Source organism: Echinicola marina, from assembly GCF_020463795.1.
Classification (GTDB): Bacteria; Bacteroidota; Bacteroidia; order Cytophagales; family Cyclobacteriaceae; genus Echinicola; species Echinicola marina.
Window position 1 is genome coordinate 2,394,829 of the sequence record NZ_CP080025.1, and the last position, 24,461, is coordinate 2,419,289.

Genomic DNA, 24,461 nt, shown 5'->3' on the forward strand with positions numbered 1-24,461 from the left:
ATATGAAGGCATTACAAAACTTATTTGATAAGCTAAAGCCGAATTTCGAAAAAGGGGGAAAATGGGAAAAGTTTTATACCCTTTACGAAGGACACCGGACAATTGCTTTTGCTCCTGATATTACGACCAAAGCAAAAGGTTCTCAGATCAAAGACGCAGTGGATTTGAAGAGAGTGATGATTACTGTGGTAATCGCCATGATCCCAGCCTTGCTTTTTGGAATATTTAATGTGGGCTTTCAACATTTTCTAGCTGTTGGAGAAGAGGCTACCTTCCTTGATCAGGTATTATTCGGAGCGATGGCGGTAGTACCAACACTGATTGTTTCTTATGCAATTGGGCTATTGACCGAGTTTACTTTCTGTGTGATCAGAAATCACCCTATTAGTGAGGGATTCTTGGTTACCGGGATGTTGATCGCCTTGGTTATGCCTCCTTATATTCCTTTATGGCAAGTTGCTTTGGCGACGATTTTTGCTGTAGTAATCGGTAAAGAGGTGTTTGGTGGAACGGGTATGAATATCCTTAATGTGGCATTGACCGCTAGGGCTTTCTTGTATTTCGCGTATCCAGCACAAATTTCAGGTGACCAAGTTTGGACTTATCTTGGAGACAAAGCTGCAGTGGATGGCTTCTCTGGAGCAACGGCACTTTCTGTAGCTTTTCAAGCAGGACAGAGTGGTGAAGCAGTAACGACTGCATTGGCAGCTCATAACAGTGCAATTGGTGATAGCCTTTACAGCTTTGCCAATATGTTCTTAGGATTTATTCCTGGTTCTATCGGTGAAACTTCCGTATTGATGATCCTTTTGGGAGCGGCTGTTTTGGTTGGTACTGGTGTTGCCAGCTGGAAAATTATTGTAAGTGGCTTTGCGGGTACATATATCATGGGCTTGATCATGAATGCCTTTGCAGTGAACGAATTTATGGCTATGCCTGCACATTATCATTTGGTAATGGGAGGAGTAGCATTCGGTATTGTGTTTATGGCTACAGATCCAGTATCAGCAGCACAAACGGAATCCGGTAAATGGCTTTATGGTTTACTGATTGGTTTCTTAACCGTCATCATCAGGGTAACCAATCCAGCCTATCCAGAGGGGATCATGTTGGCCGTTCTATTGATGAACGTCTTTGCCCCACTAATTGATTTTTATGTTGTAAAAGCAAACAAGAAAAGGAGGTTACAACGTGCAACAGTCTAACACATATATTATCACGTTTTCGGTAATCCTTACCGTGGTATTGGGCTTTTTATTATCAGGTACTTCAGAATTGCTAGGACCAATTCAAAAGGAAGCTGAGGCCTTAGATACCAAAAAGCAGATTCTGGGTGCCGTAGTGGATGCAGAGAAAATAGCAGCCATGAAGCCAAAGGAAATCAGGGCATATTATGAAAATACCATTTCTTCAAAAGTAGTCAATATCAAAGGAGAAGAAGTAGCTGATGCTACAGCAGAAACTGTAGATGTGGCGAAGAACTACAAAAAGCCAGCTGAAGAAAGACTATATCCAGTTTATATTTTCCATGAAGAAGGCAGTGAGGATAAAGTAGTGGCTTATATTCTTCCTGTGTTTGGTGCGGGTCTTTGGGATGCCATCTGGGGTTATGTCGCATTGAAGACAGATCTTAATACAATAGAAGGGGTGACTTTCTCTCACGCTGGGGAGACTCCTGGTTTGGGTGCAAGGATCACTACTTCGGATATTCAGCATCGTTATCACGGAAAAGAGATATTTGACGAGTCAGGATCACTTGTGGCTGTTGAAATGCAGAAAGGTGAAGGAAAAGACTATTCATCCAATCCTCATATGGTCGATGGGATGTCTGGAGCTACCCTTACCGCCAAAGGAGTAAATAATATGCTGACCAACTATTTGGGTGCCTATCAATCATACCTTGAAAAGGTAAAAGGCAACTCTTAAGCGGTCGGTTTTAAAAATATTGTAGAACGTCTCAACATTTATTGAAATGAGTACAGAAACAGCAGAAAAGGTAGAAGTTAAAAAGCCCGCAGAGGCGCTTCTGTCCAAGCGAAGAAAAAGACTGATCAGTGACCCTTTGGTAGATGATAACCCGGTTACTATACAGGTATTGGGTATCTGTTCGGCACTGGCTGTAACCACTCAGATGAAGCCTACTTTTGTAATGGCCCTATCTGTGATTTTCGTGGTGGTGATGGCTAACTTGACCATCTCTATCATGAGAAATACTATTCCAACCCGTGTAAGGATCATTGTACAGTTGGCCGTAGTAGCCACCTTGGTGACCTTGGTAAATGAGGTGTTGAAAGCTTTTGCCTATGATATGTATAAGGAGCTTTCGGTATTTGTGGGTTTGATTATTACCAACTGTATCGTAATGGGACGTCTTGAGGCTTTTGCGATGGGTAATAAGCCATATGATTCCATTCTTGATGGTTTTGGTAGTGCCCTTGGTTATTCTTGGATTATTTTGGCGGTCGCCTTCTTCCGGGAGTTATGGGGTTCAGGTACCATTTTTGGCGTGCCTGTATTTGATACCGTTTCATCCTTATTTGGAGAGGATTTCTCATTGGCTACCAACGGTTTGATGGTGAGTCCTGTAGGTGCCTTTATCATCCTTGGCTTGATCATCTGGGTACAGCGTACCAAAACAGGTTATGTTGAACATTAAAAATTGCTAAGAAATGGAATTATTTAGCTTAGGAATCCGGTCAATCTTTATTGACAATATGGTATTTGCGTACTTTTTGGGGATGTGCTCTTTCTTGGCCGTTTCTAAAAAAGTAGATACAGCCTTGGGACTTGGTGCGGCGGTTATCTTTGTATTGACGATCACTGTTCCTTTGAACTGGCTATTGAATGAATTTGTACTTAAGGAAGGTGCGTTATCTTTCATGGGTGAATCTTTCGCCACGATAGATTTGACTTTCTTGAGGTTTATTATGTTTATCGCGATCATTGCTGCCATGGTGCAGTTGGTGGAGATGATTGTAGAAAAATTTGCTCCAGCTCTTTATGGAGCATTGGGTATCTTCCTTCCTTTGATCGCTGTAAACTGTGCGATCTTGGGTGGTTCTCTTTTCATGGCCCAAAGGGATTATACTTTAGCTGAGGCTACTGTGTATGGTTTTGGTTCTGGTATTGGTTGGTTATTGGCTATTATAGCCTTGGCTGCTATCAGAGAGAAATTAAAGTATTCAAATGTGCCTAATGGTCTTAAGGGGCTTGGTATTACCATGTTGATTACAGGCTTGATGGGAATTGCCTTCATGTCTTTCATGGGGATTGACCTATAATTTATAGGTACTAAATTTTAAGCCCTGCTGAAAAATCGGCAGGGCTTTTTTTGTTTTTTAGCTATTCAGGCATAATTTTTATAGCTTTTATGCTGTCATTAAACTATAATCTGTATATCCGCTATGTTGCCAGTAAGCATTAATCCTTTGCTCGAGTGGTCGGAAGACTGAAGCAGCTGATACTTTATAAAAGCGATCGTTTTAACCTGCTTTTAATCTTTACTGGTATAATTGCGGATATATATAAACTAGAATACCATGTCATTTACTTCCAAACGGATATTGAATTACTTTCTAAAAGGTTTGCTTTTCGTAGCGCCTTTGGCACTGACCATTTATATTATCTTTCAGATTGTTAGATTTTTGGATAACCTTTTGCCTATTCCTGTTCCTGGATTAGGAATTTTGATTGTGTTTGCGATGATTACCTTTATAGGTTATCTCGCCAATATATTTATTACGAAGCCGATTTTTATACTATTGGAAAGGGGGCTTTTCAAGATTCCTTTGGTCAATATCATTTACACGAGTATTAAGGATCTGATGTCGGCCTTTGTGGGGGATAAGAAAAAATTCAATACTCCCGCAATAGTACAGTTGACCGAAACCATTAGCCGTTTGGGATTTATTACGCAGGATGACCTGACGGTGATAGGAGAGGAAGATTTGGTGGCGATTTATTTTCCCCATTCTTATAATTTCAGCGGAAATTGTTTCTTGGTACCCAGAAAGAATGTGCGTGTGCTGCAGAATGCAAATAGTGCCGATGTGATGAAGTTTATTGTTTCTGGTGGGGTTTCAGAATTGAAAAAGTAGTTAAGTGTTGTGCCAAAAAAGGCTCCATTAAGGAGCCTTTTTTGAATGTATTTTCCAAATTAGATTTGTGCTTCAAGTTTTTGGGATAGGACAGCTTTTGGTACAGCACCCACTTGTTTGTCTACAATTTCGCCATTTTTGAAGAATAATAGCGTTGGGATACTTCTGATTCCAAATTTTGATGCTACTCCAGGGTTAGCATCCACGTCCACTTTTCCTACTACCGCTTTACCATCATATTCACCAGCAATTTCTTCTACTACTGGTCCGATCATTTTACATGGGCCACACCATTCAGCCCAAAAATCCACTAGGATTGGCTGATCAGAATTGATGATTTCTTCAAAGTTAGCGTCTGTAATTTCAATTGCTTTTGCCATTATATTGTGTGTTTATAGTTTTTCTGGTTTCAAATATAGTATTCTAAAGTATTTTAGGTTTCTTTTAGTTCCGCTTTGATGAAAATATTTCTCAAAGGTGGCTTGTAAGGTCTTGAAACGCAATATTTTTTAGATGATTTTGTAGCTGAGTTCTTGTATGCTTTCCAGTTCTTTGATCATCTCGAAAGAAGGATCAACCGTATATTTGGTAGACATCAGGTCCACTGCGATCCTTTCTTTTACATCTGTCACATTGATATGTAATTTGGCTTCTCCCTTGTATTTTGTGGTGATGGATTCCAGTTTCTCCATCAAATCCAAAGTAAGGTCATCGAGGTTGATGTTGATCCTGATGCCTTTTACCATCTTGCTCCTGACTTCATTGAGCAAAATAATATTTCCTACTTTAAATTCCAGTTCCTCAGGGTTCCAACGTTTTCCCTGTATACTTCCTGTGACATAGAGGAACCAACCCGTCATAAAGTATTCTTTGAATTTGACGTAATCATCGCCAAAGAAAAAGAAGGTGTGGCCGCCATTATAATCCTCTAAAGTCAGTGTGCCAAAGGGGTTGCCGTTTTTGGTGGTTCTGTGAGCAAAGGATGTTACCACACCCGCTGCCTTAATATTTTCTCCCTTGGATTTTAAGGCCTCTGTATTGGCAAATTCTGAAAGAGGGGTATTGGTAAAAGATTCAAATTCTACTTTGAACTGGTCCAATGGGTGGCCGGAAATATATAGCCCAACCACTTCTTTTTCGATATTGAGCTGCTGAAGCTGGCTGAATGGCTCGATAGGAGTAATGCTGGGCATGGGAACTTCCATGCCAGAACCACCTCCAAACAGGGATACCTGAGAGCTTTCAGCTTCTTGGGCCTTTTTCTGGGCATATTTTACCGCTTTTTCGATTAGGGTGGCATCATTTTCAGGACCTTCCAAGTACTGCCTTCTATGGTGGTCAGGAAAACAGTCAAATCCACCGGCCATGGCCAAGGATTCCAACGTTTTCTTGTTGACAGCCCTCAGGTTGACTCTCTGGGTAAAATCAAAGATATTCTTATAATGGCCATTTTCTTCCCTTTCCTCTATGACCGAATGTACGGCGGCTCCTCCAGCGCCCTTGATGGCAGCCAGTCCAAACCGGATTTGGCCTTCCTGGTTTACCGTAAAGCCTTCTTTGGATTCATTGACATCAGGTCCCAGTACTTCAATTCCCATTCGTTTACATTCTTCCATGAAGAAGGTTACTTGGGTGATGTCGTTCATATTATTGCTCAGTACCGATGCCATGTATTCGGCAGGGTAGTGGGCTTTTAGGTAGGCTGTTTGATAGGCTACCCAGGCATAACAAGTGGAGTGGGATTTGTTAAAGGCGTAAGAAGCAAAGGCTTCCCAGTCCTTCCAGATCTTTTCCAGTTTAGTTTTATCATGCCCTTTTTCTGCCGCCTGATTGACAAATTTCGGTTTCATCTTATCCAGGACATCCTTCAGCTTCTTACCCATTGCTTTACGGAGGACATCGGCCTCACCTTTGGTAAAGCCTGCCAATTTCTGGGAAAGGAGCATTACCTGTTCCTGGTAGACGGTAATCCCGTAGGTTTCCTGAAGGTACTCCTCCATATCATCCAAGTCATAGGAAATCTCTTCATCTCCATGCTTCCTTCTAATAAAACTTGGGATGTACTCCAATGGCCCTGGACGATAAAGGGCGTTCATGGCAATCAAATCGGCAAAAACGGTAGGCTTAAGTTCCCGCATGTATTTCTGCATACCAGCGGATTCATATTGGAATATCCCTACTGTTTCACCTCTTTGGAAAAGTTCATAGGTAGGGGCATCATCGATGGGGAAATTTTCAGGATCCAGCTCTATGCCATGCCTTTCCTTGACGATCTTTACGGCGTCTTTGATCAGGGTAAGGGTTTTCAGTCCCAAGAAGTCCATTTTTAGCAGGCCTGCACTTTCTACCACGGAGTTATCAAACTGCGTACAGTACATGTCGGAGTCTTTGGCCAATGCTACTGGGACAAAGTTGGTAATATCGTCTGGGGTAATGATTACCCCACAGGCGTGGATTCCCGTGTTTCTTACTGATCCTTCCAGGACCTTGGCCTGATTGATGGTTTTCGCGAGGTCATCAGCTCCCTTGGATATATTGATGAGCTCATAAGCCTTGTCTATGTTCTCAGCATTGCCTTTTAGCTTATCTGAAAGCTTGGCACGGTCGCTTGCCAGCCCAAATAATGCTTTGAGTTTGATGTCTGGAACCAATTTGGCCAATCTATCTGCATCAGATAGAGGAAGGTCCAATGCTCTAGCGGTATCGCGAATGGCAGATTTAGCAGCCATGGTACCATAAGTGATGATCTGGGCGACCTGATTGGCACCATATTTTTCGATTACGTAATCGATTACTTTTTGACGACCGTGGTCATCAAAGTCAATATCAATATCGGGAAGTGATACCCGGTCTGGATTAAGGAATCTCTCAAAAAGGAGATCGTACATGATGGGGTCCACATTGGTAATCCCGATGCAATAGGCTACTGCTGAACCGGCGGCAGATCCCCTTCCTGGGCCAACAGACACGCCCATTTCCCTGGCTGCGGTGGTGAAATCCTGTACGATAAGGAAATAGCCGGGATAACCTGTGTTAGCAATAATGGAAAGCTCAAAGTCAAGTCTTTCCCGGATTTCGTCCGTGATTTCCGGATAGCGTTTTTTTGCACCTTCATAAGTGAGATGGCGTAAATACGCATTTTCCCCTCTTTTGCCTCCATCCTCATCATCTTGGGGATCCTGGAATTGTTCAGGAATATTGAATTTGGGGAGCAGTACCTCTCTGGCCAGCTTATATACTTCGATCTTTTCTACGATCTCATTGGTGCATTCAATGGCTTCTGGAAGGTCTGCGAAGAGCTTTTTCATCTCTTCAGGAGTTTTGATATAAAACTCTTCATTGGGGAAGCCGTAGCGGAATTCCCGGCCTCTTTTCCCAATGTACTTTTTAGGTTTGTCTACCTTTTCCCCATCTTTTACGCAAAGAAGAATATCATGGGCTTTGGCATCGTTTTTTGTGTTATAATAAGTGTTGTTTGCGGCGAAATACTTTACATCATATTTTTTAGCAAAGCGCAATAGTACTTCATTGACCTTTTCTTCTTCAGGTACACCGTGGCGGTTAAGTTCTACATAGAAATCATCGCCAAACAGCTCCTTCCACCATACAAAGGCTTCTTCTGCCTGGGTCTCCCCAACGTTTAGGATCAGGAAGGGTATTTCTCCCCATAAACCACCTGTGGAGGCAATAATATCACCTTTGTATTGCACCAAAAGCTCTTTGTCAATCCTGGGTACATAATAAAATCCTTGGGTATAGGCAAAAGAGGCCAGTTTGGCCAAATTATGGTATCCGGCTTTGTTTTTTGCTAAGAGAACGGCCTGAAAGCCATCATCTTTTTTGGATTTGTCCTGATGGTTTTGGCATATATTGAACTCACAGCCTACGACAGGTTTGATGTCATTGGCCATGGCTTCTTTTACGAAGTGGAAGGCAGCCATCATATTTCCATGATCTGTCATGGCGATTGCCGGCATATTGAATTCCTTCGCACGGGCCACCATGGCAGGAATCTCTGAGGTGGCCTGAAGGATGGAATATTGCGTGTGCACATGAAGGTGGCTAAATGGTACATCCACCAAGTCACCTATATCGGCTTTACGGGCTTGCTTGAATACATCCTGTGCGGCCTGCTTTTGTTCATCCTTGGCAGCAGCAAAGTTAGCAGCATCCAGTTTTGGAGCTTCATAAATGACCTCTTCTACAGCAATGCCCTCTTCAGGTGGCTGTACTTTTGCACTTATTAGTCCAAAGAAACATTTGGCCGTAGCATCTACGTCATAGGCAGCATCGTGAGCATCCTCGAATCCTACACCGAAGAGTTTTTGGTGTAATTCCGTAAGGGTTGGCCATTTGAATTTGCCTCCCCTGCCTCCAGGTATGGCACAGAACTCTGTGGAGATGTCCTTGGTATCCAGCTCCTTTTTCTCCATAAGCTGCATGGGGACATCAGCACGGAGGTATTCCGATCCGCAGACATTGATATCGAATCCGATATTATGACCTACCAAGTATTCGGCCTTGTCCACATCCTTATGGAAGATTTCAAGTACCTCCTTGAGGTCATGTCCTTCCTTCAAAGCCCGGTCTGTGGAAATTCCATGGACTTTTTCGGCATTGTAAGGTATAGTGAAACCTTCTGGTTTTACAATGTAATTATGGTTGGAGATCAGCTTCCCTTTTTCATCATGTAACTGCCAGGCCAGCTGTACCAGTCTTGGCCAGTTGTCCAGATCAGTGATGGGGGCGTTATAGTCCCGGGGTAAACCTGTGGTCTCGGTATCAAAAATAATATACATAAGTACTTCTTGGATTTGGGGAATCTAAATTAAGCCTAATCTTTTGAATCTGCCAGAAAGAAGACGGCAATTGTCATAGAAAATATGCTTGGAATTTGGCCTTATAAAAAGGAGTAAAAGTGCTCTTTTTACACCTGTTTGATATCGTTTATATGGGGCGAATGTATGGGGCATTCTTTTTTATTTGCCAAATTATTAGTAAATTGAAATGTAAAATTTTGGACGGATATTTTGTCATATTTATATCGAAATACAGTAAGTCTTCTCTTCTTTTTAAAGAAATCACTAAATAATTATGGGAAAAACAATTATTGTGTCGAACAGGTTGCCTGTTAGTTTGAGGCATAAGAATGGAAAATTTGAGTTCAAACCCAGTGCCGGAGGTCTTGCAACAGGCTTAGGGTCAATTTACAAGGAAGGAGAGAATATTTGGATAGGGTGGCCTGGAAATGATGTGGAAGATCCGGAGCAGCGGGCGGAAATCATTATTGAATTGCACGATTTAAAAATGGCTCCAGTATTCCTGACCAGTGAGGATATTGAGCAGTTTTATGAGGGGTTCAGTAATGAAACACTTTGGCCAGCCTTTCACTATTTTACCCAGAATATTAATTATGACGAGGATCATTGGGATGCCTATGTGCGCGTAAATGAAAAGTTTTGTGATGCCATCTTGAAAAAGGCCAATCCGGATGATACGATTTGGGTGCATGATTATCAATTATTATTATTACCTCAAATGCTGAGGGAGAAATTGCCACATGCGACCATAGCATTTTTTCAACATATTCCGTTTCCGTCCTACGAGGTGATCAGGATGTTGCCGTGGAGACATCAGATTCTTTCGGGAATGTGTGGAGCGGATTTGATAGGTTTCCATACTTATGATGATATGAGGCACTTTTTGAGTGCTGTGGGGAGAATAATGGGCTTGTCCAATGAGAGCGGTTATATACAAGCCGAGAATAGGCTGATCAATGTCGATTCCTTCCCAATGGGGATCGATTATGAGAAATTTGCCCAGTCTGCCAAATCCAGAAAGACCAAGAATATCGCCAAGAAGTTTTTGGGCGTATTGGATGATCAAAAGTTGTTGCTGAGCATTGACCGTTTGGATTATTCGAAAGGAATTCCACAAAGAATTAAGGCCTTTGACCGGTTCTTGTCCGAAAATCCCGACTATCATGGCAAGGTGTCCATGATCATGGTGGTGGTGCCATCCAGGGCCAAGGTGAAATCCTATAAGAACCTGAAAGAGGAAATAGATACCTTGGTGGGAAGGATCAATAGTGATTATTCTACTTTGAATTGGGTACCGATCCATTATTTTTATAGGAGTTTTCCTTTTGAGGAGTTGAGTGCTTTTTATAGCATGTCAGATATTGCTTTGGTTACGCCATTGAGAGATGGTATGAACTTGGTCTGCAAGGAGTTTGTGGCCAGTAAGATCGACAAAAAAGGAACGTTGATCTTGTCTGAAATGGCTGGTGCCAGTAAAGAGTTGCAGGATGCTATTTTGGTCAATCCAAATGATAATAAAGGGGTTTCCGATGCTATAAAACAGGCCCTTACGATGGATGAGAAGGAGCAGAAAAGTAGGATTACTTCCATGCAGGATACCATTCAGCGATACGATATTTTCCAATGGGTGAAGGTGTTCATGGGCAGGTTGGATTATGTGAAGAAAAAGCAGCAGGAATTACAGTCCAAGGAGGTGGATGCTGAGGTGATGAGCGAGCTGCATAATTATTTTCAGGAAGCCAAAAAGCCCATTTTATTCTTGGATTACGATGGTACTTTGGTGGGTTTCAAGAGCAAACCAGAGGATGCCTATCCAGATGAGGAATTGAAAAAGTTAGTAGCAAAACTGACCAAGAAATCCCAAGTAGTGATTATAAGTGGCAGGGATAAGGAAACGCTTGGAAAGTGGTTCAAAGGCCAAAAGGTAGACCTTATTGCCGAGCATGGTGTTTGGCTGAAGACCAATGGAGCCAAAGACTGGGAACCCTATGCCGATGTGGATGATAGTTGGAAACCAGATATCAGGTCTGTGATGGAATATTATGTACAAAGAACTCCGGGAGCCTTTATTGAAGAAAAACACCATTCATTGGTTTGGCATTATAGAAAAGTAGAAAGTGGATTGGGGGATTTAAGGATGAGAGAGTTGTTTAGTCATTTGAAGTATATGGCCAGGGGACATAATCTACAGGTTCTGGAAGGTAATATGGTGCTGGAAATCAAACGGCCTGATATCAATAAAGGCAGGGCTGCTACCAGCTTTATGAAGGGGAATGAATATGATTTCACTTTGGCGATAGGTGATGACTGGACAGATGAGGATACTTTCCAAGCCATGCCAAAGGGCTCCTATAGCATCCGGGTAGGTTATAGTTACACTAAGGCAAATTATAATATCAAAAGTCCTAAAGAGGTGAGGTATTTATTGAATAAGTTGACTTGATCTTTTGGATTAAAGATCATTGTTTTAAAGTTGTCCCAAAAGAGAGCGATTCCTTTTGGGATAACTTATTTTTTCGTTTTTTTGATTTAGTTATTGTTTGAACATCACCTTTTTAACAGGTCTACTTATGAAGTTTAATCTAATGTTTTTAGCCTCTTGCATCTTATTTTTCCAGTGCCAAGAAAAGAATGAAACAGGGGAAGCATTACCTGTTATTATCATCGACCACGATAAGAAGGAGGAGTTGTCTTTAAGAGACTTTGCCAGTGATTACCGGGAAATTCCATTGGAGATGACCGAAAATAGCACCATTCAATACATCAATGATATTGCTGTATCTGATGAACACCTATATATTGATGATGTCAAAAATGGCGTTTTGCAGTGCAATAAAGATGGGAATTTTATAAAGGTCATTGGGAAAAAGGCTGAAGAAGGACCTGAAACTTATGCAACTCCCACTTCTATTGCCTTTGATGAAGAAGAAAAGGCTATAATCATTGCGGATACTTATCGCTTCAAACTATACAAATTCAATCTGGAGGGAAGGCTGATTGGGGAGACAGAAAAATTACCTGTTGAACCTATTTTTGTCAAAAGCTCCAAGGATGGCTATTGGGCAGTAGCAGAAGAGTTTGTTACTGATGGTAGTGGTAACAGTAGATTTTATCGGGAAGCTGAAATTTATAGACTTGATAAAGATCTAGAAATCCTAAATAAGTTTACGGCAGACCATTTAAGCTTGAAAAGTGCTTGGGGCGCACCGAGGCGACAGCCTTCACTACTTTTTTACTCGGAAAATGATTCTCTTAATTACTTTTACAATCCTATTTTACTTCCTTCTCGTGCCTATTCAGGGAAATTTGACCGCGATACCTTGTACCAAGTACAGGAAGAAGGCCTTATACCAAAAGTAAGGTTTGCATTTTCCAGAGCGATATGGGATGGAGAAAAGAAAATTTTCCATCTCCGAAAGGTGATGGCCTATAAACAATATTATTTGGTTAGTTATGAATATCGGAGCAGTCCCTACTTGTTTATTTATGATAGGTCCACCAAAGAAGGTAAGGTGGTCCAAGAGGGTTTGAGTTTACCTGGTTTAGAAGAAAAATTTATGCCTTATTCAAAGTCCAATGGCCAAATGTACTTGATGGTACAAAGACCGCCTGAACCAGGTAAAGCAGAGCCTAATCCTTCAATTATACTCTTTTGAGTTTTTTATGCTGTATTGATGGGGATGTCAATTACTGCCAGAAAACCTTTGCCTGGCTGACTTTCAATATTGAACTGCCCATTGAGCATTTGTACTTTGGCTTCGATACCGTGCAGTCCAAAACCTGAATTCTGTTTTTGGGGATCCATTCCAATTCCATTGTCCTCTACGGTGATGTTGATGCTGTCCAAATGATTGATTAGCTGTAATTGGATGTTCGTAGCCTTGGCGTGTTTTATGCTGTTATTGACCAGTTCTTGGCATATACGGTAGATGGTCAATTCTATTTGTTCGGGTAGACGTTCTTCCAATCCCAAGACTTGGAGATGGGCTTCCATTTGGTCATTGAGGTTGATTTCCTCTATCAAGGTTTGAAGTGCTGAGGCCAATCCAAAGCGCCTCAGGGAAACTGGAGACATATTATGGGCAATTCTCCTTACCTCCTCAATGGCCTCGTCCATTTTATCCAAAGTATCCTTATAGCGTTCGTTATGGGTGTTTTCTTGTAAGCTATGAAAACGCATTTTGATCGTGGACAGCAAGGAACCAAGGCTGTCATGGAGGTCGCCTGCAATTCGCTTTCTTTCATCTTCTTGAGTTTGTATGATGTCCCTGAGGTGATTGTTTTTTTGGTTTTCTATCATGGAAGAAAGCCTTTCTTTTTCCTCCATTTCTCTTCTGATTTCCTCGTTCAGCTTTAAGGTTTTTTCATGTGTTCTAGCGTTTTCAATGACCATTCCTCCTTGGTTGGCGACTATCCTAATCCATTTGATGGCGGCTTCTTGGTAGATGTTTTTTATAAAACGGTTTTCCAGGTACACCACCATGGACAAGTAGCCATTTATATTAATGGGTAGGATCATCATCGATTGTACGGACTGCTTCCGTAATTCCTTGACTTCAGAAAAGCTGTTTTCACTTTCCAGCTCATTCATCAGCAGCAATGACTGGGTCCTGTGGGCCATTAACATCAAGCCAGATGGGGTTTGATCAGCTGCTGCTACAGGATTGCCGGTCAGGGGTAATAAGGAATGGGCCGTTTGGTGAATGACTTCCCCGCTTTTTTCTATCCATTGGATGACGGTTTTGGTAGATCCGGATAGCCTTAAAAGCATGACCATCAGTTTTTTGCTTAGAGGTTTGGATTCAAGCTCTCCACTTAGTTCCCTAAGTAATGTTTCTATATCCTGTTCAGGCATTTGGACCATTTGCTCATTCAACAGGAAGGAATATTGTTGGATAAGTTGGTTTGCTTTGGCCTTTCCTTCCCATTGCTGATAGGCTTGGATGGCCATTAGTAGCTGTTCGGAGGCATTGTTAAGTTCATTTAGGCTTAGTAAATGTTTTCCTAATAGCTCATGGGCCAGGGCACGTTCATAATGATTGGTACCGGCTTTTTCGATTGCCTGTTCATAATCCGCATGGATACTTTCTTTTTCAATATGTTTTAGTCGGCCATATTCTGCATTTAGTAAATGATAAGTAGAAGCATAATTTTCTGGGGCATGAATATTCCACTGCTCCATTGCGCTAAGAATGAGCTTGAGTTCTTCCAATAAATTAGGTTGGGCATGGGAGGGGAAATTGTTCCAGTTTTGGCTGATCGAAAGAAAAAGCAGGACAAGGTTGGCTGGTACTAGTGGCGATCCTTCCTGTAATTTTTGGTTTTTTCTGGCATCCCGGGTACAGGCCAGTGCTTGGTCATAATGGCCAAACAGGAAATAATACCTTGCCCAAACGTAGTTTCTATAAAAACGTTCTTCCTGGATGGTCAATTTTGCGGCCAACCAACTCGGTTGTTGGCGAGGAATGGAGAAAAATGCATTGTCTCCACAAAGGTATTGGATGAGGCTTTTTTGGTAATGGGTAATATAATAAGTCAATTCCTTACCAGGGTAGGATTCTTCGAATTCATAACCCAATAGCGATTTAATGGGTGCTCCAGAAAGTAAATGAAGATTGAAAAGGTGGGTTTTAAGGATATAAAGTCCAATTAGGTCTCCAGAAAGTCTACCGGCCTTCATCCCTTCAGTAAGTAAGTTTCTACTTTGATTAAAACTCTTTTTCCACGGCTGGATGTAGAAGGCAAATACGCCATAAACCCTACAGCGGTACTCTAGATCATTCAGTTCTTGGTTGGTGGCTAGTCCTCTATGGCCAAATTCGTAGCCTTTTTCAATGTCGCCGGCTATGATGTTCATCCGGCCATAGCTCACATGGCCAATGGCCTTTACGGCGGGGTTTTGACTGCCTTGTGAGCGATGGATAATCTGTAAGGCCGCCCAGGTCATCATAATATCAGAAGTGTGATGCAGTGCCATGCCCCCTACATAAAGTAGTTTTAAGATGGCGTTTTGTTTTTGGAATAGATTAGTGTTTTTGTCAGTAGATGGGACGTCTTTCCTGCCTAGGTCCTTTGTTAGGGATTCAATTTCTGTTTTAAACGTGGCATCATCTTTTGGAAGTGATACGTCCAGTTCCAATAGTATTTCGCCTAATATTTTAAGTACTTTTCTATACCTCCCAAGGTGGTTGTTGATGGTGATTTTAAGGACAAAAGCTTCTGCCCTTTTTAAGGGGTCGAGTAAGCGCTCCAAAAGATGGTCGAGAAAAATTTCAGCCAAGTCATATTCTCCCATATAATACTCGACTTTGGCCCTCTCCATCCAGGTTTCCCATAATTGATCTTTTATGGTTTCCCAAGGTAGCTCATTGAACAGGTCAGCACTGACTTTAAGGAAATGCCTTGCTTGTTCGTAAGCATGGTCTTTTTGTTGTATTCTACCAGCTTCAAGGTTGATTTTAGCACATAATAGCGTTTCTCCTTGTTTTTTTACTTTATCGAGAGCTTGATTAAAGTGCTGGGCTGCGATTACTATTTGGGTATGGTCTGAATTTTCTTGGGGAACAGCTATGGTTTCTTTGGCTATTTTATAATGAATATTGGATTTTTCCGTTTGGGGAATCCTGTCATAGATCACTTCTGCCATATAGGTTTCTGTAAACCTGAGCTTACCCTCGTGAAATTCGGTGAGGCCGGCATCAGTAGTTTCTTGGATAGCAGCGGCCAGGTTTTTTTCTTCTTTAGAAAGTAATTTCAATAAGGTCTCCTTTTTGAAATTACTCATGGAAGACATGATATAGAGTAATTCCAAACTTGGAGCAGAAAGTTTATCCAGTCTGCTCGAAAGGATATTTTGAGAATTTCTGCCTTGGTATTGTTGATGAATTTGATTTAAGTTTCCTTGCCAAAAGGCAGCCTTTTTTGATATTAGCTTGGCATTTTTTAAACTATCCACCAAAACCTGTAAATAGGAGGGGGTTCCAGCACTGAGTTGATGGCAAATTTGGCTAAGGCTAAGGTCAATGGGACCGCCTAATGTTTTTTCCAGAAAGTGCAGGGTTTGATCCTGGCTAAATCCGGCCAAGGGAATGACTTTAATGTGTTTATTGTCATATTTTAGGGATTCTATTAGCTGATTGACCCGGAGCATGTTTTCCTTCGAATCCCTGCTGGAGCCTATCCAGATCATTTTTTGGGGAGGAAGGCTGGTGACCAGATAGTATAGTAGGTTGACACTGGAACCATCCATCCATTGCAGGTCATCGGTAAAAAATAGCACGGGCTTATTGAAAAAGTCGCTCAGGAATTCAAAGAAGATTTTGAAGAGACGGTAAAGCTGGTTCTCAATTTTTGGATTTGGAGAGGAAGGGTTTTTGAATTCTGTACCCTTTAAAAGGTTTAATTCTGGAATATAGTCATGCAATAACTGAAAGTAAGCGCCTAGTTTGTTTCTTAGACCCGATGAAAATGTATTGAAGGAATCACGGTCCATCTCATTATAAACATTTCTTAGAAAATCCGCAATTCCTATTTTTAGCCCGGCATAGGGGATGCTTTTGCGCTGCTGATGGTGTTTGATATTTAATATTAAATATTGATCAGTTTTGAATTGAAAGAGAAATTGCTCGATCAAATAACTTTTGCCTGTACCAATAGGACCCGTGACAATAATGCCACATTGTTCCGTGTTTTTCCCAGCTGCCATATATTGGATATGCCTTTCCAGCTTGCTATAAAAGCCTTGGTTTTCGGGAGAAATATGATCTGTGCCTATTGGATGACCATTCATGGTTGATTATATGAGTTAGACAGATTATTGATGTTTTGCCCATGCATTGTTTAAGGAAATTTAGTTTTTCCTTACCAAAAGAAGCAAGCCAAGGTAAGTCAATGCGCCATTGACCAATAAAATTTCGAAACCAAATTGGTATCCACCAAACCAGTTTGCAGAAAAACTATCCAGTAAATAGCTGATCAAAGGTGCAGTGATGCACACTAACGGAACCCAGCGGTCTTTTACTTGAAGCTTATTGGAAAGCCCAAAAGCAAAAAGGCCTAAGAGAGGGCCGTAGGTAAATCCTGCGGCTTTGAATACCGCACTGACTACACTACTATTATTGAGCATATCAAATAAAATGATAATAATGAATATCAGGAAAGTAAACCCGATATGAACGGCTAGTCGTGTTGATTTTTGAACGGTATGTCTCTTGGATGGCAGATCAAGGATGTCCACACAAAAGGAGGTGGTCAAGGCTGTCAGGGCAGAGTCAGCACTAGAAAAAGCTGCTGCTATTATCCCCAATAGGAAAGTGATTCCAGCCAAAGTACCAAAATGATTTAAGGCGAGAATTGGGTACAGTTCGTCTGTGCTTTTAGGAATGGCAATGCCATTTTGTTCCGCAAAATAGTAAAGTAATACTCCCAAGGAAAGAAAAAATAAATTGGAAATAAAGAAGCTTATTGAGAACCAAAAAATGTTTTTCTTGGCTTCTTTTTGATCCTTGCAAGTCAAGTTTTTCTGCATGACGTTTTGATCCAGGCCATTCATGGTAATGGTGATAAATACCCCGGCAAAGAACATTTTATAGAAGTTTTTACTCGATAGGGGATCCCATTCAAAGATGCTGCTCAAAGGGTTTGATTTGATTACTCCAAGCAGTTCTACTGTATTTAGCTCCAATTCCTGGCTAATAATGATGATACTGATAATCACTGCCAATAAAAGAAATGTCGTCTGCAAGGTGTCTGTCCATACGATGGTTTTGATACCTCCTTTGTAGGTGTACAGCCAAATCAACAAGGCAGTGGTGAATACGGTGATAAAAAAAGGAATGTTGAAGGCATCAAAGAAGGCAATCTGCAAAACTGTAGCAGCCAGGAAGAGTCTAAAAGAGGCGCCAATGGTTTGGGAGATCAAAAAGATCACTGATCCTGACAGATATGAGTTATGGCCAAATCTGCCCTTTAAGTATTCATAAATTGAAATTAATTTTAGTTGATAGAACAATGGGATAAGAATCAAGGCTATGACGGCATATCCTACCATATTTCCCATCACAAACTGCAGGTAATTCCATGAGGAGTTTCCCACTTCTCCAGGGACGGAAATGAAGGTGACTCCAGAGAGTGAGGCACCGACCATCCCGAAAGCGACCAAGTACCAAGGGGACTGACGATTGGCTGTGTAGAAGGTTAAATCATCGGTTTTTCTTGAAGTCAGGTAACTTATGAATAATAAAAGCAGGAAATAAGCAGCGATGACAATAAATACCAGACTTTGGCTCATGATTAAGGTGTTTTGATGGTTCTCCTTTTTCCCTTGGTTATTATTTCAAGTGGAAGGGAGGCTTTACTTTCGTTGTGAAGGCGGTCCACAGTGGTGATACAATAGGTGTATTTGCTGCGTTTTTTTATTTCATTATCCTGCCAAGATTGTAGGGGATAGGCATCTTTTTGAACAATACCTACAATATGGTTGGGCTTGGAAATATCAATCACTTCACCTTCTTCGAATCTGTAAATTACAAAATAACTGATATCTCCTTCCAAATTGGCAGTCCAATTTAAAGTAATTCCTCTTTCAGGATTTCCCCTTGCTTGGAGGTTTTTCGGGGAAGATGGTGCTGATGGATCTATCCAAGGCATGGTTGGAGGCAGTGCAGGGCTAGCATAGGCCTTTGCTAGTTGGGAATTGATATTTTCCTTATTGCCAGCGATGGTTCTTGCACTGAAAAACATACTTCCTTTTACTTCAGGGAAAGTCCGATTATAATTGATTTGGTTCACAATCTCGTTTTCGTCCTCCCAACCTTTTTGCCCCACTCTATAGATCCCCTGGCCAATATACACGTGCTTTCCGTAATTATTCTCTGCCCACCATTCTACCAAGGTTTTGTATTCAGCCAACTCAAAACCAATATGCCAGTAAATTTGTGGCGTGATATAATCAAGCCATCCTTCCCTCAGCCATTTGAGTACATCGGCATAGAGGTCGTCATAGTTGGTTTGACCTGCTTGGGTATCTGATCCTTTTGGGTCTTTGCTTTTGTTTCTCCAAACCCCAAAAGGACTGATGCCAAATTTCATAAAAGGCTTTTCTGCTTTGATCCTCTTGGAAAGTTCTTCTACAAAATAGTCGACATTATTTCTCCTCCAGTCTTCTATATCATCAAAGCGCTGACCATACTTAGCAAAGGAACTACTATCAGGAAATACCTCATTGGCTATTTTATATGGATAAAAATAGTCGTCAAAATGAACAGCATCCATCTCATAGTGTTTCACCACCTCAATGATTGATTGCAGGACAAATTCTTGGGCTTTAGGAATTCCCGGGTCGTAATACCATTTTCCTCCGTATTGTACAAACCATTCGGGATGTTGGATGAGCGGATGTCCTGCCGAAGGAATGAAATCTTTACTGTTGGAAGCCCTGTAGGGGTTGAACCAGCCGTGAAACTCCAATCCGCGTTTTTTTGCTTCCCGAATCATAAAGCTTAAAGGATTATAATATGGTTCGGGATCCTTTCCCTGTTTTCCGGTCAAATAGGCAGACCAAGGTTCATAGCTTGAAGGGTAGAAGGTGTCGGCAGTAGGGCGAATCTGCATGATAATGGCATTCATCCCTGCTGCTTTTAGCGTGTCCAATAAGGCGACGTATTCGGCCTGCTGCTGGGCAGCAGCTAGTCCTTTTTTGCTTGGCCAATCTATATTTTCTACCGTAGCAATCCATGCAGCCCGCAGTTCTCTTTTTGGTGCTTGCTGGGCATTGACTTCCGAAATTTCCAGTATGGAAAATATCAAAAATAACAGTAAGCAGGGAATCCTTTTGATAATTGACATCATGGGGCTGGTTATTAAATGCATTGATTGTGGTAAGCTTCAATGGCTTTTTTTACGGAACCATGTTTGCTAAGCAGTTGCTTGGCTGCTTCATAATCCAAATCGGGGATCTCGTCCATGACCATTTTGGTACCCCTGTCCACCAGCTTGTTATTGCTCAGCTGCATATGGACCATTTTATTGCCTTTTACTTTCCCTAATTTGATCATTAGGCTGGTACTGATCATATTGAGTACCAATTTCTGCACGGTGCCTGCTTTCATTCTGGTGCTTCCGGTGACGAATTCTGGCCCTACTTCTACTTCAATTGGAAAATTGGCAGCATGGGATATTGCTGCGTTTTTATTGCAGCTGATACTGCCCGTGACCAAACCATTTTTCTGGGCCGCTTTTAAACCTCCCAAGACATAAGGCGTTTTTCCTGATGCGGCTATTCCGATCAATATGTCCTTGTGGTTGATTTGGCGCTTTTCTAGGTCTTTCCATGCTTGTTCGGGATCATCTTCAGCTCCTTCTACCGCTGTCCGGATGGCCGAGTCACCTCCTGCAATGAGGCCTTGCACCAAGCTGGGAGAAGCACCATAAGTTGGGGGGATTTCCGAAGCATCCAGAATCCCAAGCCTTCCAGAAGTACCTGCTCCGATATAGAAGAGCCTTCCACCTGATTCAAGTCCTTTAACAGCAGCATTTACTAAGCCTTCGATTTGTGGAATAGCTTTTTCAACCGCTTTAGCAACTTTTTGGTCTTCTTGGTTGATGTTTTTAAGTAAATCATTGGTGGACATTTCTTCTAAATGATCATAAAGAGAAGATGATTCAGTGGTAGGGATGGTAGGACTTGTCATTGCTGAATGGGATTATTTGATTGCGGGTACGGTCTGGCAGTGGTATTTTACCAAGCCATCCATAGGGTGTTGTACTATGGTTTTGATTTGAATGCCATATTCGCTGGCCACTTCCTGTAGAAAATCTTCAAAATGATAAGCGATGGAGCCTGTAAAGGTAATTGCTGACGCCAAATGTTGGTTACCATAAGGAAGCACATAAAACTCAAAAAAATGTCGAAAATTATTTTTGATGATTTTTTGACAGGATGGACTGTCTGCATGTTTTAATAGGAAGGGCGTGAAGGAAGCTAAAAAGCGATTGGCCTGGGGCCTATTATAAATTTTGTCCAAGATCTGCCTGGTATCCATATTATAAGTGCTATGGAAGTCGGCTATGATGTTGGGGTCAAGTTTTTTCTGCAGTACTTGGGCAATCAGGTCTTTGCAAAGTACTGTTCCACTTCCCCAGTCTGCCAAAATAAATCCCAATGAAGGAACATTCTCAATAATTTGTTTGCCATCATAAACACAGGAGTTTGCTCCTGTGCCAAGGATGCAGGTGATGCCATGCTGGTCCTGTAATAAGCTTCTGGCTGCCCCCAGTATATCCCCATAAACCTCAGTGGGATATTTTACCGGCAGCACTGATTCAATGGCTGATTTGACCTGTTCTACCTTGGCAGGAAGTCCACATCCAGCACCATAGAAGATGACCTTGTCCACGTTTGGGGCTACTGGCAGAATTTCTTGTTGAATTATTAGGGCGATTTCTGCTTTCGATAAAAAGTAAGGGTTTAGTCCCTTACATTGTACCGAATTCAGGGTATGGCCATCGTCATCCACTAGTCTCCAGTCAGTTTTGGTTGATCCACTATCAGCAATTAATAGCATATTCTCAATTTTAATTTGCAAAGGGTGATTTATTCCAACTTGTGGTATCACTTATGATACAAAGATGTTTTTATTTGGGGCCTTAGGCATCCCTGAAAATAGGGATTTGGTACAATCACTGTATTGTCTTTTTTACAGGTATTTTTTGTAGAGGTTGTGTAGGATTCTCAAGTCATTATCATCCAAGGCTGTTTCTAGGTCCTTTTGGATGAAATGAATTTTAAAGGCCCGGATGGCTGCCTTGTAATCACTCACATCATAACCAATGATGCGGAGGGCTTCTTTGGGATTAAAATGACTGGGAACTGGCTCCAGCATTATTTTTTCAATCTTATATTCACCGTTTTCATTGGGTATTCCCATTTCTGTGACCATATGATCGTCATACCAAAGTCCATAGCCTTGTTCTGCCAATCGTTTCCATGGAAAGTAGGCACTGGGATCCACTTTTCTGGCTGGGGCAATGTCCGCATGGCCAATGAAATTGGCCGTTGGGATATGATAATCGTTTTTAAGCCTCTTTAATAAGCTGAGTAAGCTTTCTATTTGCGCTGGAGTGAATGGCTCGGATCCATTATTATCCAATTCAATGCCTATAGAAGAACTATTTAGGTCTGTATCATGTCCCCATTTACCTCGGCCCGCATGCCAAGATCTTAGGTAGTCATTGAGCATTTGTACAATGGTACCATCTTTACTGACCACATAGTGAGAACTTACTTGGGCACGAGGCAAAGTAAATGTTCTGATCGTTTGTTCAAGAGAATCTTGTGCGGTATGGTGGATGATGACAAAGTTGGGCCTTCTTATGCTGAAGTTAGTAGTGCCCACCCACAGATCGGTGACATTGGTCGTGTCGCCCTCTTCACCAGCTTTAGGAATTTCAAGGATATTTTGTGCGGTTTCTTTTACTTGTTTTTTATGTTGCTTATTGATGGACTTATAGGGATTGGGGGTGCAAGCGATAGTAATGCTGGTTAGTATCAATATAAGGCCAAGGCAATGGATTGTTTTCATCAAGAACAGGTTTTTGGATATACTTCAGTTCAAAATAGGTGTTTTTGAATTGAATATGTGATTAAGGTACAAATATCAAAACAATTTCATTGCCAAAAATCCCTGAAAAGAGTGATTTGATCCGAGAGATCTGGAAAAGTTTCTTGAATGAGAAATGAAGGGGCAGCGAATAAGGGGAGAAAGCGTTTAGAGAATGTTTTACATCCAAAGACTTTGGGTATTAACGGGGTGTTTCCCCGCGAGAGCAGTATTAAATCGTAATTTCATTAGGAAGTGTTGTACTTATTTGATCAGGCCCTTTTTATAGGCATTATTGACCAGTTCGGCGGTGTTTTTGGCCCTGAGTTTATAAAGTAAGTTTTTGCGGTGGGTTTCAACGGTATTTTTACTGATGAACAGCTCTTCACCGATTTCCTGTGTTGTGAGGCCATTTGCAATACAACCTAATACCTCCATTTCCCTATCGGAGAGCTTTTCTGTCAGCTGCATTTTTCCCGGCTTTTTGATAAAACTATTGACCAGGGTTTTGCTGACTTCCTCACCCAGATAGGTTCCTCCAGCATGCAGGGTTTGGATGGCTTCTATCAAATCATTTTTACCTGTATTTTTTAAGATATATCCTTGAGCGCCTGTTTTGAGCATATCGGAAATGAAGTGTCGGTCATTATGCATGGAGAGTCCCAATACTTTCAGGGATTTATGGGATTTAAGTAGGGTTTTAGTAGCCTCTACCCCATCCATTACAGGCATATTGATGTCCATGATCACGATATCTACCGGACTAATTTCACAATAGTTGATGGCTTCTTTGCCATTCATGGCCTCAGCGACCACCTTAATGCCAGGTATATCTGAGAGCATGGCTTTAAGGCCGTCAATAAACATTTGGTGGTCGTCAGCAATCAGTACATTGATCATGGTATTCTTGTTTAGCCTTGAAAAAAGTAACTTTATTTGTTCAACTCAGAGGGAATTAAGCCTAATTTATACTTTTTTAAAATATAAATTACATTAAAGGTAAATACTGGAAAACAGGTAGGCAATGGGTTGAAAGGCTAAAAAGTGGTTTTTTCAATGATTTGAGGTGGTTTTTATTGTCCGAAGAGATTTGTAAGGTATTGAAAAATCACTGTTTTCAGGGATGATAAAATCCATATTAATCATCATGTTAGGTGTTCAATATCTTTGAGGAAAGACCTATGGAAGAATAGCAGTGTGTATGAAAGACAGATTAAAAATAAAGCCAGTTAAACTGGGACTAATGGCCATAGGGATTCTTGTTTTTGGCGCATGTTCCCCGTCCACCTTTAGGGTGTTTCATAAGCCGATCAAATTTGATGAGGAAAGAAGATCCCTAACAATAGAATACCTGGAAGCGCATTATGGAATGGTCCAAGAGGAGCCAAGCATTGTGCCCAAAATGGTTGTTTTGCATTGGACGGCGATTCCTAACTTGGAAAGATCCTACGAAGCCATGAATCCGGTGTATTTGCCTGGAAGCAGGACTGGTATTGCAGCTGCCAGTTCCCTTAATGTTTCTTCCCATTATTTAATAGACAGGGATGGTACCATATTTCGTCAACTTCCCGATACCATAATGGCCAGGCATGTGATCGGACTGAACCATTGTGCCATTGGAGTAGAAAATGTAGGCAGTGCCAAGGAGCCATTGACCAAAGCCCAATTGAGGGCCAATGAAGCTTTAGTGAGGCATTTGAATAGGAAGTATGATATAGAATATGTCATAGGCCATCATGAGTATACTGCTTTTGAGGGACATCCTTTATGGAGGGAGTTGGATGAGGGATACAGGACGGTCAAATCCGATCCGGGAGAAAGATTCATGAAGAAAATCCGGAAACGTCTCGAGGATTTGGCATTAAAAGAACCTCCTGCTTTAAAGATAAAATAAGTTGCTAAGCTCCCCGGATAAAAGGTCATGAAGGTATTGCTTCATGGCCTTT

At 41.5% G+C, this 24,461-nt stretch carries 17 protein-coding genes; 8 read left to right on the plus strand and 9 right to left on the minus strand.

Features of this window, described 5'->3' with window-relative positions:
- Nucleotides 1-2: 2 nt before the first annotated feature.
- The 5 genes from KZP23_RS10085 (at nt 3) to KZP23_RS10105 (ending at nt 4,097) form a co-directional block, all read left to right on the plus strand.
- A complete protein-coding gene (locus tag KZP23_RS10085) occupies nt 3-1,205 on the plus strand; it encodes an NADH:ubiquinone reductase (Na(+)-transporting) subunit B (protein ID WP_226336116.1) in 1,203 nt (400 codons plus the stop codon).
- Nucleotides 1,192-1,926: an NADH:ubiquinone reductase (Na(+)-transporting) subunit C gene (gene nqrC / locus KZP23_RS10090; protein WP_226336117.1), complete on the plus strand. Its 735-nt coding sequence runs from the start codon at nt 1,192-1,194 to the stop codon at nt 1,924-1,926. The genes KZP23_RS10085 and nqrC overlap by 14 nt, the downstream gene beginning before the upstream one ends.
- Before the next feature lie 46 nt (nt 1,927-1,972).
- Nucleotides 1,973-2,656 (plus strand): NADH:ubiquinone reductase (Na(+)-transporting) subunit D, encoded by a 684-nt coding sequence (locus tag KZP23_RS10095; RefSeq protein ID WP_226336118.1) that lies wholly within the window; start codon nt 1,973-1,975, stop codon nt 2,654-2,656.
- A gap of 13 nt (nt 2,657-2,669) precedes the next feature.
- Complete coding sequence (nqrE, locus tag KZP23_RS10100; RefSeq protein WP_226336119.1) at nt 2,670-3,281, plus strand: NADH:ubiquinone reductase (Na(+)-transporting) subunit E; 612 nt, start codon at nt 2,670-2,672, stop codon at nt 3,279-3,281.
- Nucleotides 3,282-3,539: 258 nt separating this feature from the next.
- Nucleotides 3,540-4,097, plus strand: coding sequence for a DUF502 domain-containing protein (locus KZP23_RS10105; RefSeq protein ID WP_226336120.1), 558 nt, complete (start codon nt 3,540-3,542; stop codon nt 4,095-4,097).
- Nucleotides 4,098-4,156: 59 nt separating this feature from the next.
- Here the strand turns inward: KZP23_RS10105 and trxA are convergent, their stop codons facing one another.
- Nucleotides 4,157-4,477 carry a thioredoxin gene (trxA, locus tag KZP23_RS10110; RefSeq protein ID WP_226336121.1) on the minus strand — a complete coding sequence of 107 codons (321 nt, stop codon included), beginning with the start codon at nt 4,475-4,477 and terminating at the stop codon, nt 4,157-4,159.
- A 129-nt stretch (nt 4,478-4,606) separates the two neighbouring features.
- On the minus strand, nt 4,607-8,896 hold the full coding sequence (gene dnaE, locus KZP23_RS10115) for a DNA polymerase III subunit alpha (RefSeq protein ID WP_226336122.1): 4,290 nt from the start codon (nt 8,894-8,896) through the stop codon (nt 4,607-4,609).
- 295 nt (nt 8,897-9,191) lie between these two features.
- Here dnaE and KZP23_RS10120 point away from each other — a divergent pair, with 295 nt between their 5' ends.
- Together KZP23_RS10120 and KZP23_RS10125 are read left to right on the plus strand one after the other, a co-directional pair.
- A complete protein-coding gene (locus KZP23_RS10120) occupies nt 9,192-11,360 on the plus strand; it encodes a bifunctional alpha,alpha-trehalose-phosphate synthase (UDP-forming)/trehalose-phosphatase (RefSeq protein WP_226336123.1) in 2,169 nt (722 codons plus the stop codon).
- A 127-nt stretch (nt 11,361-11,487) separates the two neighbouring features.
- Nucleotides 11,488-12,573: a 6-bladed beta-propeller gene (locus tag KZP23_RS10125; RefSeq protein ID WP_226336124.1), complete on the plus strand. Its 1,086-nt coding sequence runs from the start codon at nt 11,488-11,490 to the stop codon at nt 12,571-12,573.
- 5 nt (nt 12,574-12,578) lie between these two features.
- On the opposite strand, the gene KZP23_RS10130 is transcribed toward KZP23_RS10125, so the two are convergent.
- From KZP23_RS10130 to KZP23_RS10160, 7 genes are all read right to left on the minus strand, one after another.
- A complete protein-coding gene (locus KZP23_RS10130) occupies nt 12,579-16,706 on the minus strand; it encodes an AAA family ATPase (protein ID WP_226336125.1) in 4,128 nt (1,375 codons plus the stop codon).
- A gap of 60 nt (nt 16,707-16,766) precedes the next feature.
- Nucleotides 16,767-18,206 carry a sodium:solute symporter gene (locus tag KZP23_RS10135; RefSeq protein ID WP_226336126.1) on the minus strand — a complete coding sequence of 480 codons (1,440 nt, stop codon included), beginning with the start codon at nt 18,204-18,206 and terminating at the stop codon, nt 16,767-16,769.
- A 2-nt stretch (nt 18,207-18,208) separates the two neighbouring features.
- Entirely contained in the window at nt 18,209-19,765 is a 1,557-nt protein-coding gene (locus KZP23_RS10140) for a glycoside hydrolase family 10 protein (RefSeq protein ID WP_226336127.1), read from the minus strand.
- Nucleotides 19,766-19,776: 11 nt separating this feature from the next.
- Entirely contained in the window at nt 19,777-20,607 is an 831-nt protein-coding gene (murQ, locus tag KZP23_RS10145) for an N-acetylmuramic acid 6-phosphate etherase (RefSeq protein WP_226336128.1), read from the minus strand.
- A gap of 12 nt (nt 20,608-20,619) precedes the next feature.
- The gene (locus KZP23_RS10150; RefSeq protein ID WP_226336129.1) at nt 20,620-21,480 is read right to left on the minus strand and encodes an N-acetylglucosamine kinase; all 861 of its coding nucleotides are present in this window, start codon (nt 21,478-21,480) and stop codon (nt 20,620-20,622) included.
- Between the two features lie 132 nt (nt 21,481-21,612).
- The gene (locus KZP23_RS10155) at nt 21,613-22,497 is read right to left on the minus strand and encodes an N-acetylmuramoyl-L-alanine amidase (protein ID WP_226336130.1); all 885 of its coding nucleotides are present in this window, start codon (nt 22,495-22,497) and stop codon (nt 21,613-21,615) included.
- A gap of 282 nt (nt 22,498-22,779) precedes the next feature.
- Nucleotides 22,780-23,415, minus strand: coding sequence for a response regulator (locus tag KZP23_RS10160; RefSeq protein WP_226336131.1), 636 nt, complete (start codon nt 23,413-23,415; stop codon nt 22,780-22,782).
- A gap of 301 nt (nt 23,416-23,716) precedes the next feature.
- Here KZP23_RS10160 and KZP23_RS10165 point away from each other — a divergent pair, with 301 nt between their 5' ends.
- Nucleotides 23,717-24,409, plus strand: a complete 693-nt coding sequence (locus KZP23_RS10165) for an N-acetylmuramoyl-L-alanine amidase (RefSeq protein ID WP_226336132.1) — start codon at nt 23,717-23,719, stop codon at nt 24,407-24,409.
- Nucleotides 24,410-24,461: the final 52 nt, after the last annotated feature.

Bases quoted from the DNA above. Each gene is read 5' to 3' on its own strand.
- KZP23_RS10085 (WP_226336116.1), top strand. From the start codon at position 3: ATGAAGGCATTACAAAACTTATTTGATAAGCTAAAGCCGAATTTCGAA.
- KZP23_RS10095 (WP_226336118.1), top strand. From the start codon at position 1,973: ATGAGTACAGAAACAGCAGAAAAGGTAGAAGTTAAAAAGCCCGCAGAG.
- nqrE (WP_226336119.1), top strand. From the start codon at position 2,670: ATGGAATTATTTAGCTTAGGAATCCGGTCAATCTTTATTGACAATATG.
- KZP23_RS10105 (WP_226336120.1), top strand. From the start codon at position 3,540: ATGTCATTTACTTCCAAACGGATATTGAATTACTTTCTAAAAGGTTTG.
- trxA (WP_226336121.1), bottom strand. From the start codon at position 4,477: ATGGCAAAAGCAATTGAAATTACAGACGCTAACTTTGAAGAAATCATC.
- dnaE (WP_226336122.1), bottom strand. From the start codon at position 8,896: ATGTATATTATTTTTGATACCGAGACCACAGGTTTACCCCGGGACTAT.
- KZP23_RS10120 (WP_226336123.1), top strand. From the start codon at position 9,192: ATGGGAAAAACAATTATTGTGTCGAACAGGTTGCCTGTTAGTTTGAGG.
- KZP23_RS10125 (WP_226336124.1), top strand. From the start codon at position 11,488: ATGAAGTTTAATCTAATGTTTTTAGCCTCTTGCATCTTATTTTTCCAG.
- KZP23_RS10130 (WP_226336125.1), bottom strand. From the start codon at position 16,706: ATGAATGGTCATCCAATAGGCACAGATCATATTTCTCCCGAAAACCAA.
- KZP23_RS10135 (WP_226336126.1), bottom strand. From the start codon at position 18,206: ATGAGCCAAAGTCTGGTATTTATTGTCATCGCTGCTTATTTCCTGCTT.
- KZP23_RS10140 (WP_226336127.1), bottom strand. From the start codon at position 19,765: ATGATGTCAATTATCAAAAGGATTCCCTGCTTACTGTTATTTTTGATA.
- murQ (WP_226336128.1), bottom strand. From the start codon at position 20,607: ATGACAAGTCCTACCATCCCTACCACTGAATCATCTTCTCTTTATGAT.
- KZP23_RS10150 (WP_226336129.1), bottom strand. From the start codon at position 21,480: ATGCTATTAATTGCTGATAGTGGATCAACCAAAACTGACTGGAGACTA.
- KZP23_RS10155 (WP_226336130.1), bottom strand. From the start codon at position 22,497: ATGAAAACAATCCATTGCCTTGGCCTTATATTGATACTAACCAGCATT.
- KZP23_RS10160 (WP_226336131.1), bottom strand. From the start codon at position 23,415: ATGATCAATGTACTGATTGCTGACGACCACCAAATGTTTATTGACGGC.
- KZP23_RS10165 (WP_226336132.1), top strand. From the start codon at position 23,717: ATGAAAGACAGATTAAAAATAAAGCCAGTTAAACTGGGACTAATGGCC.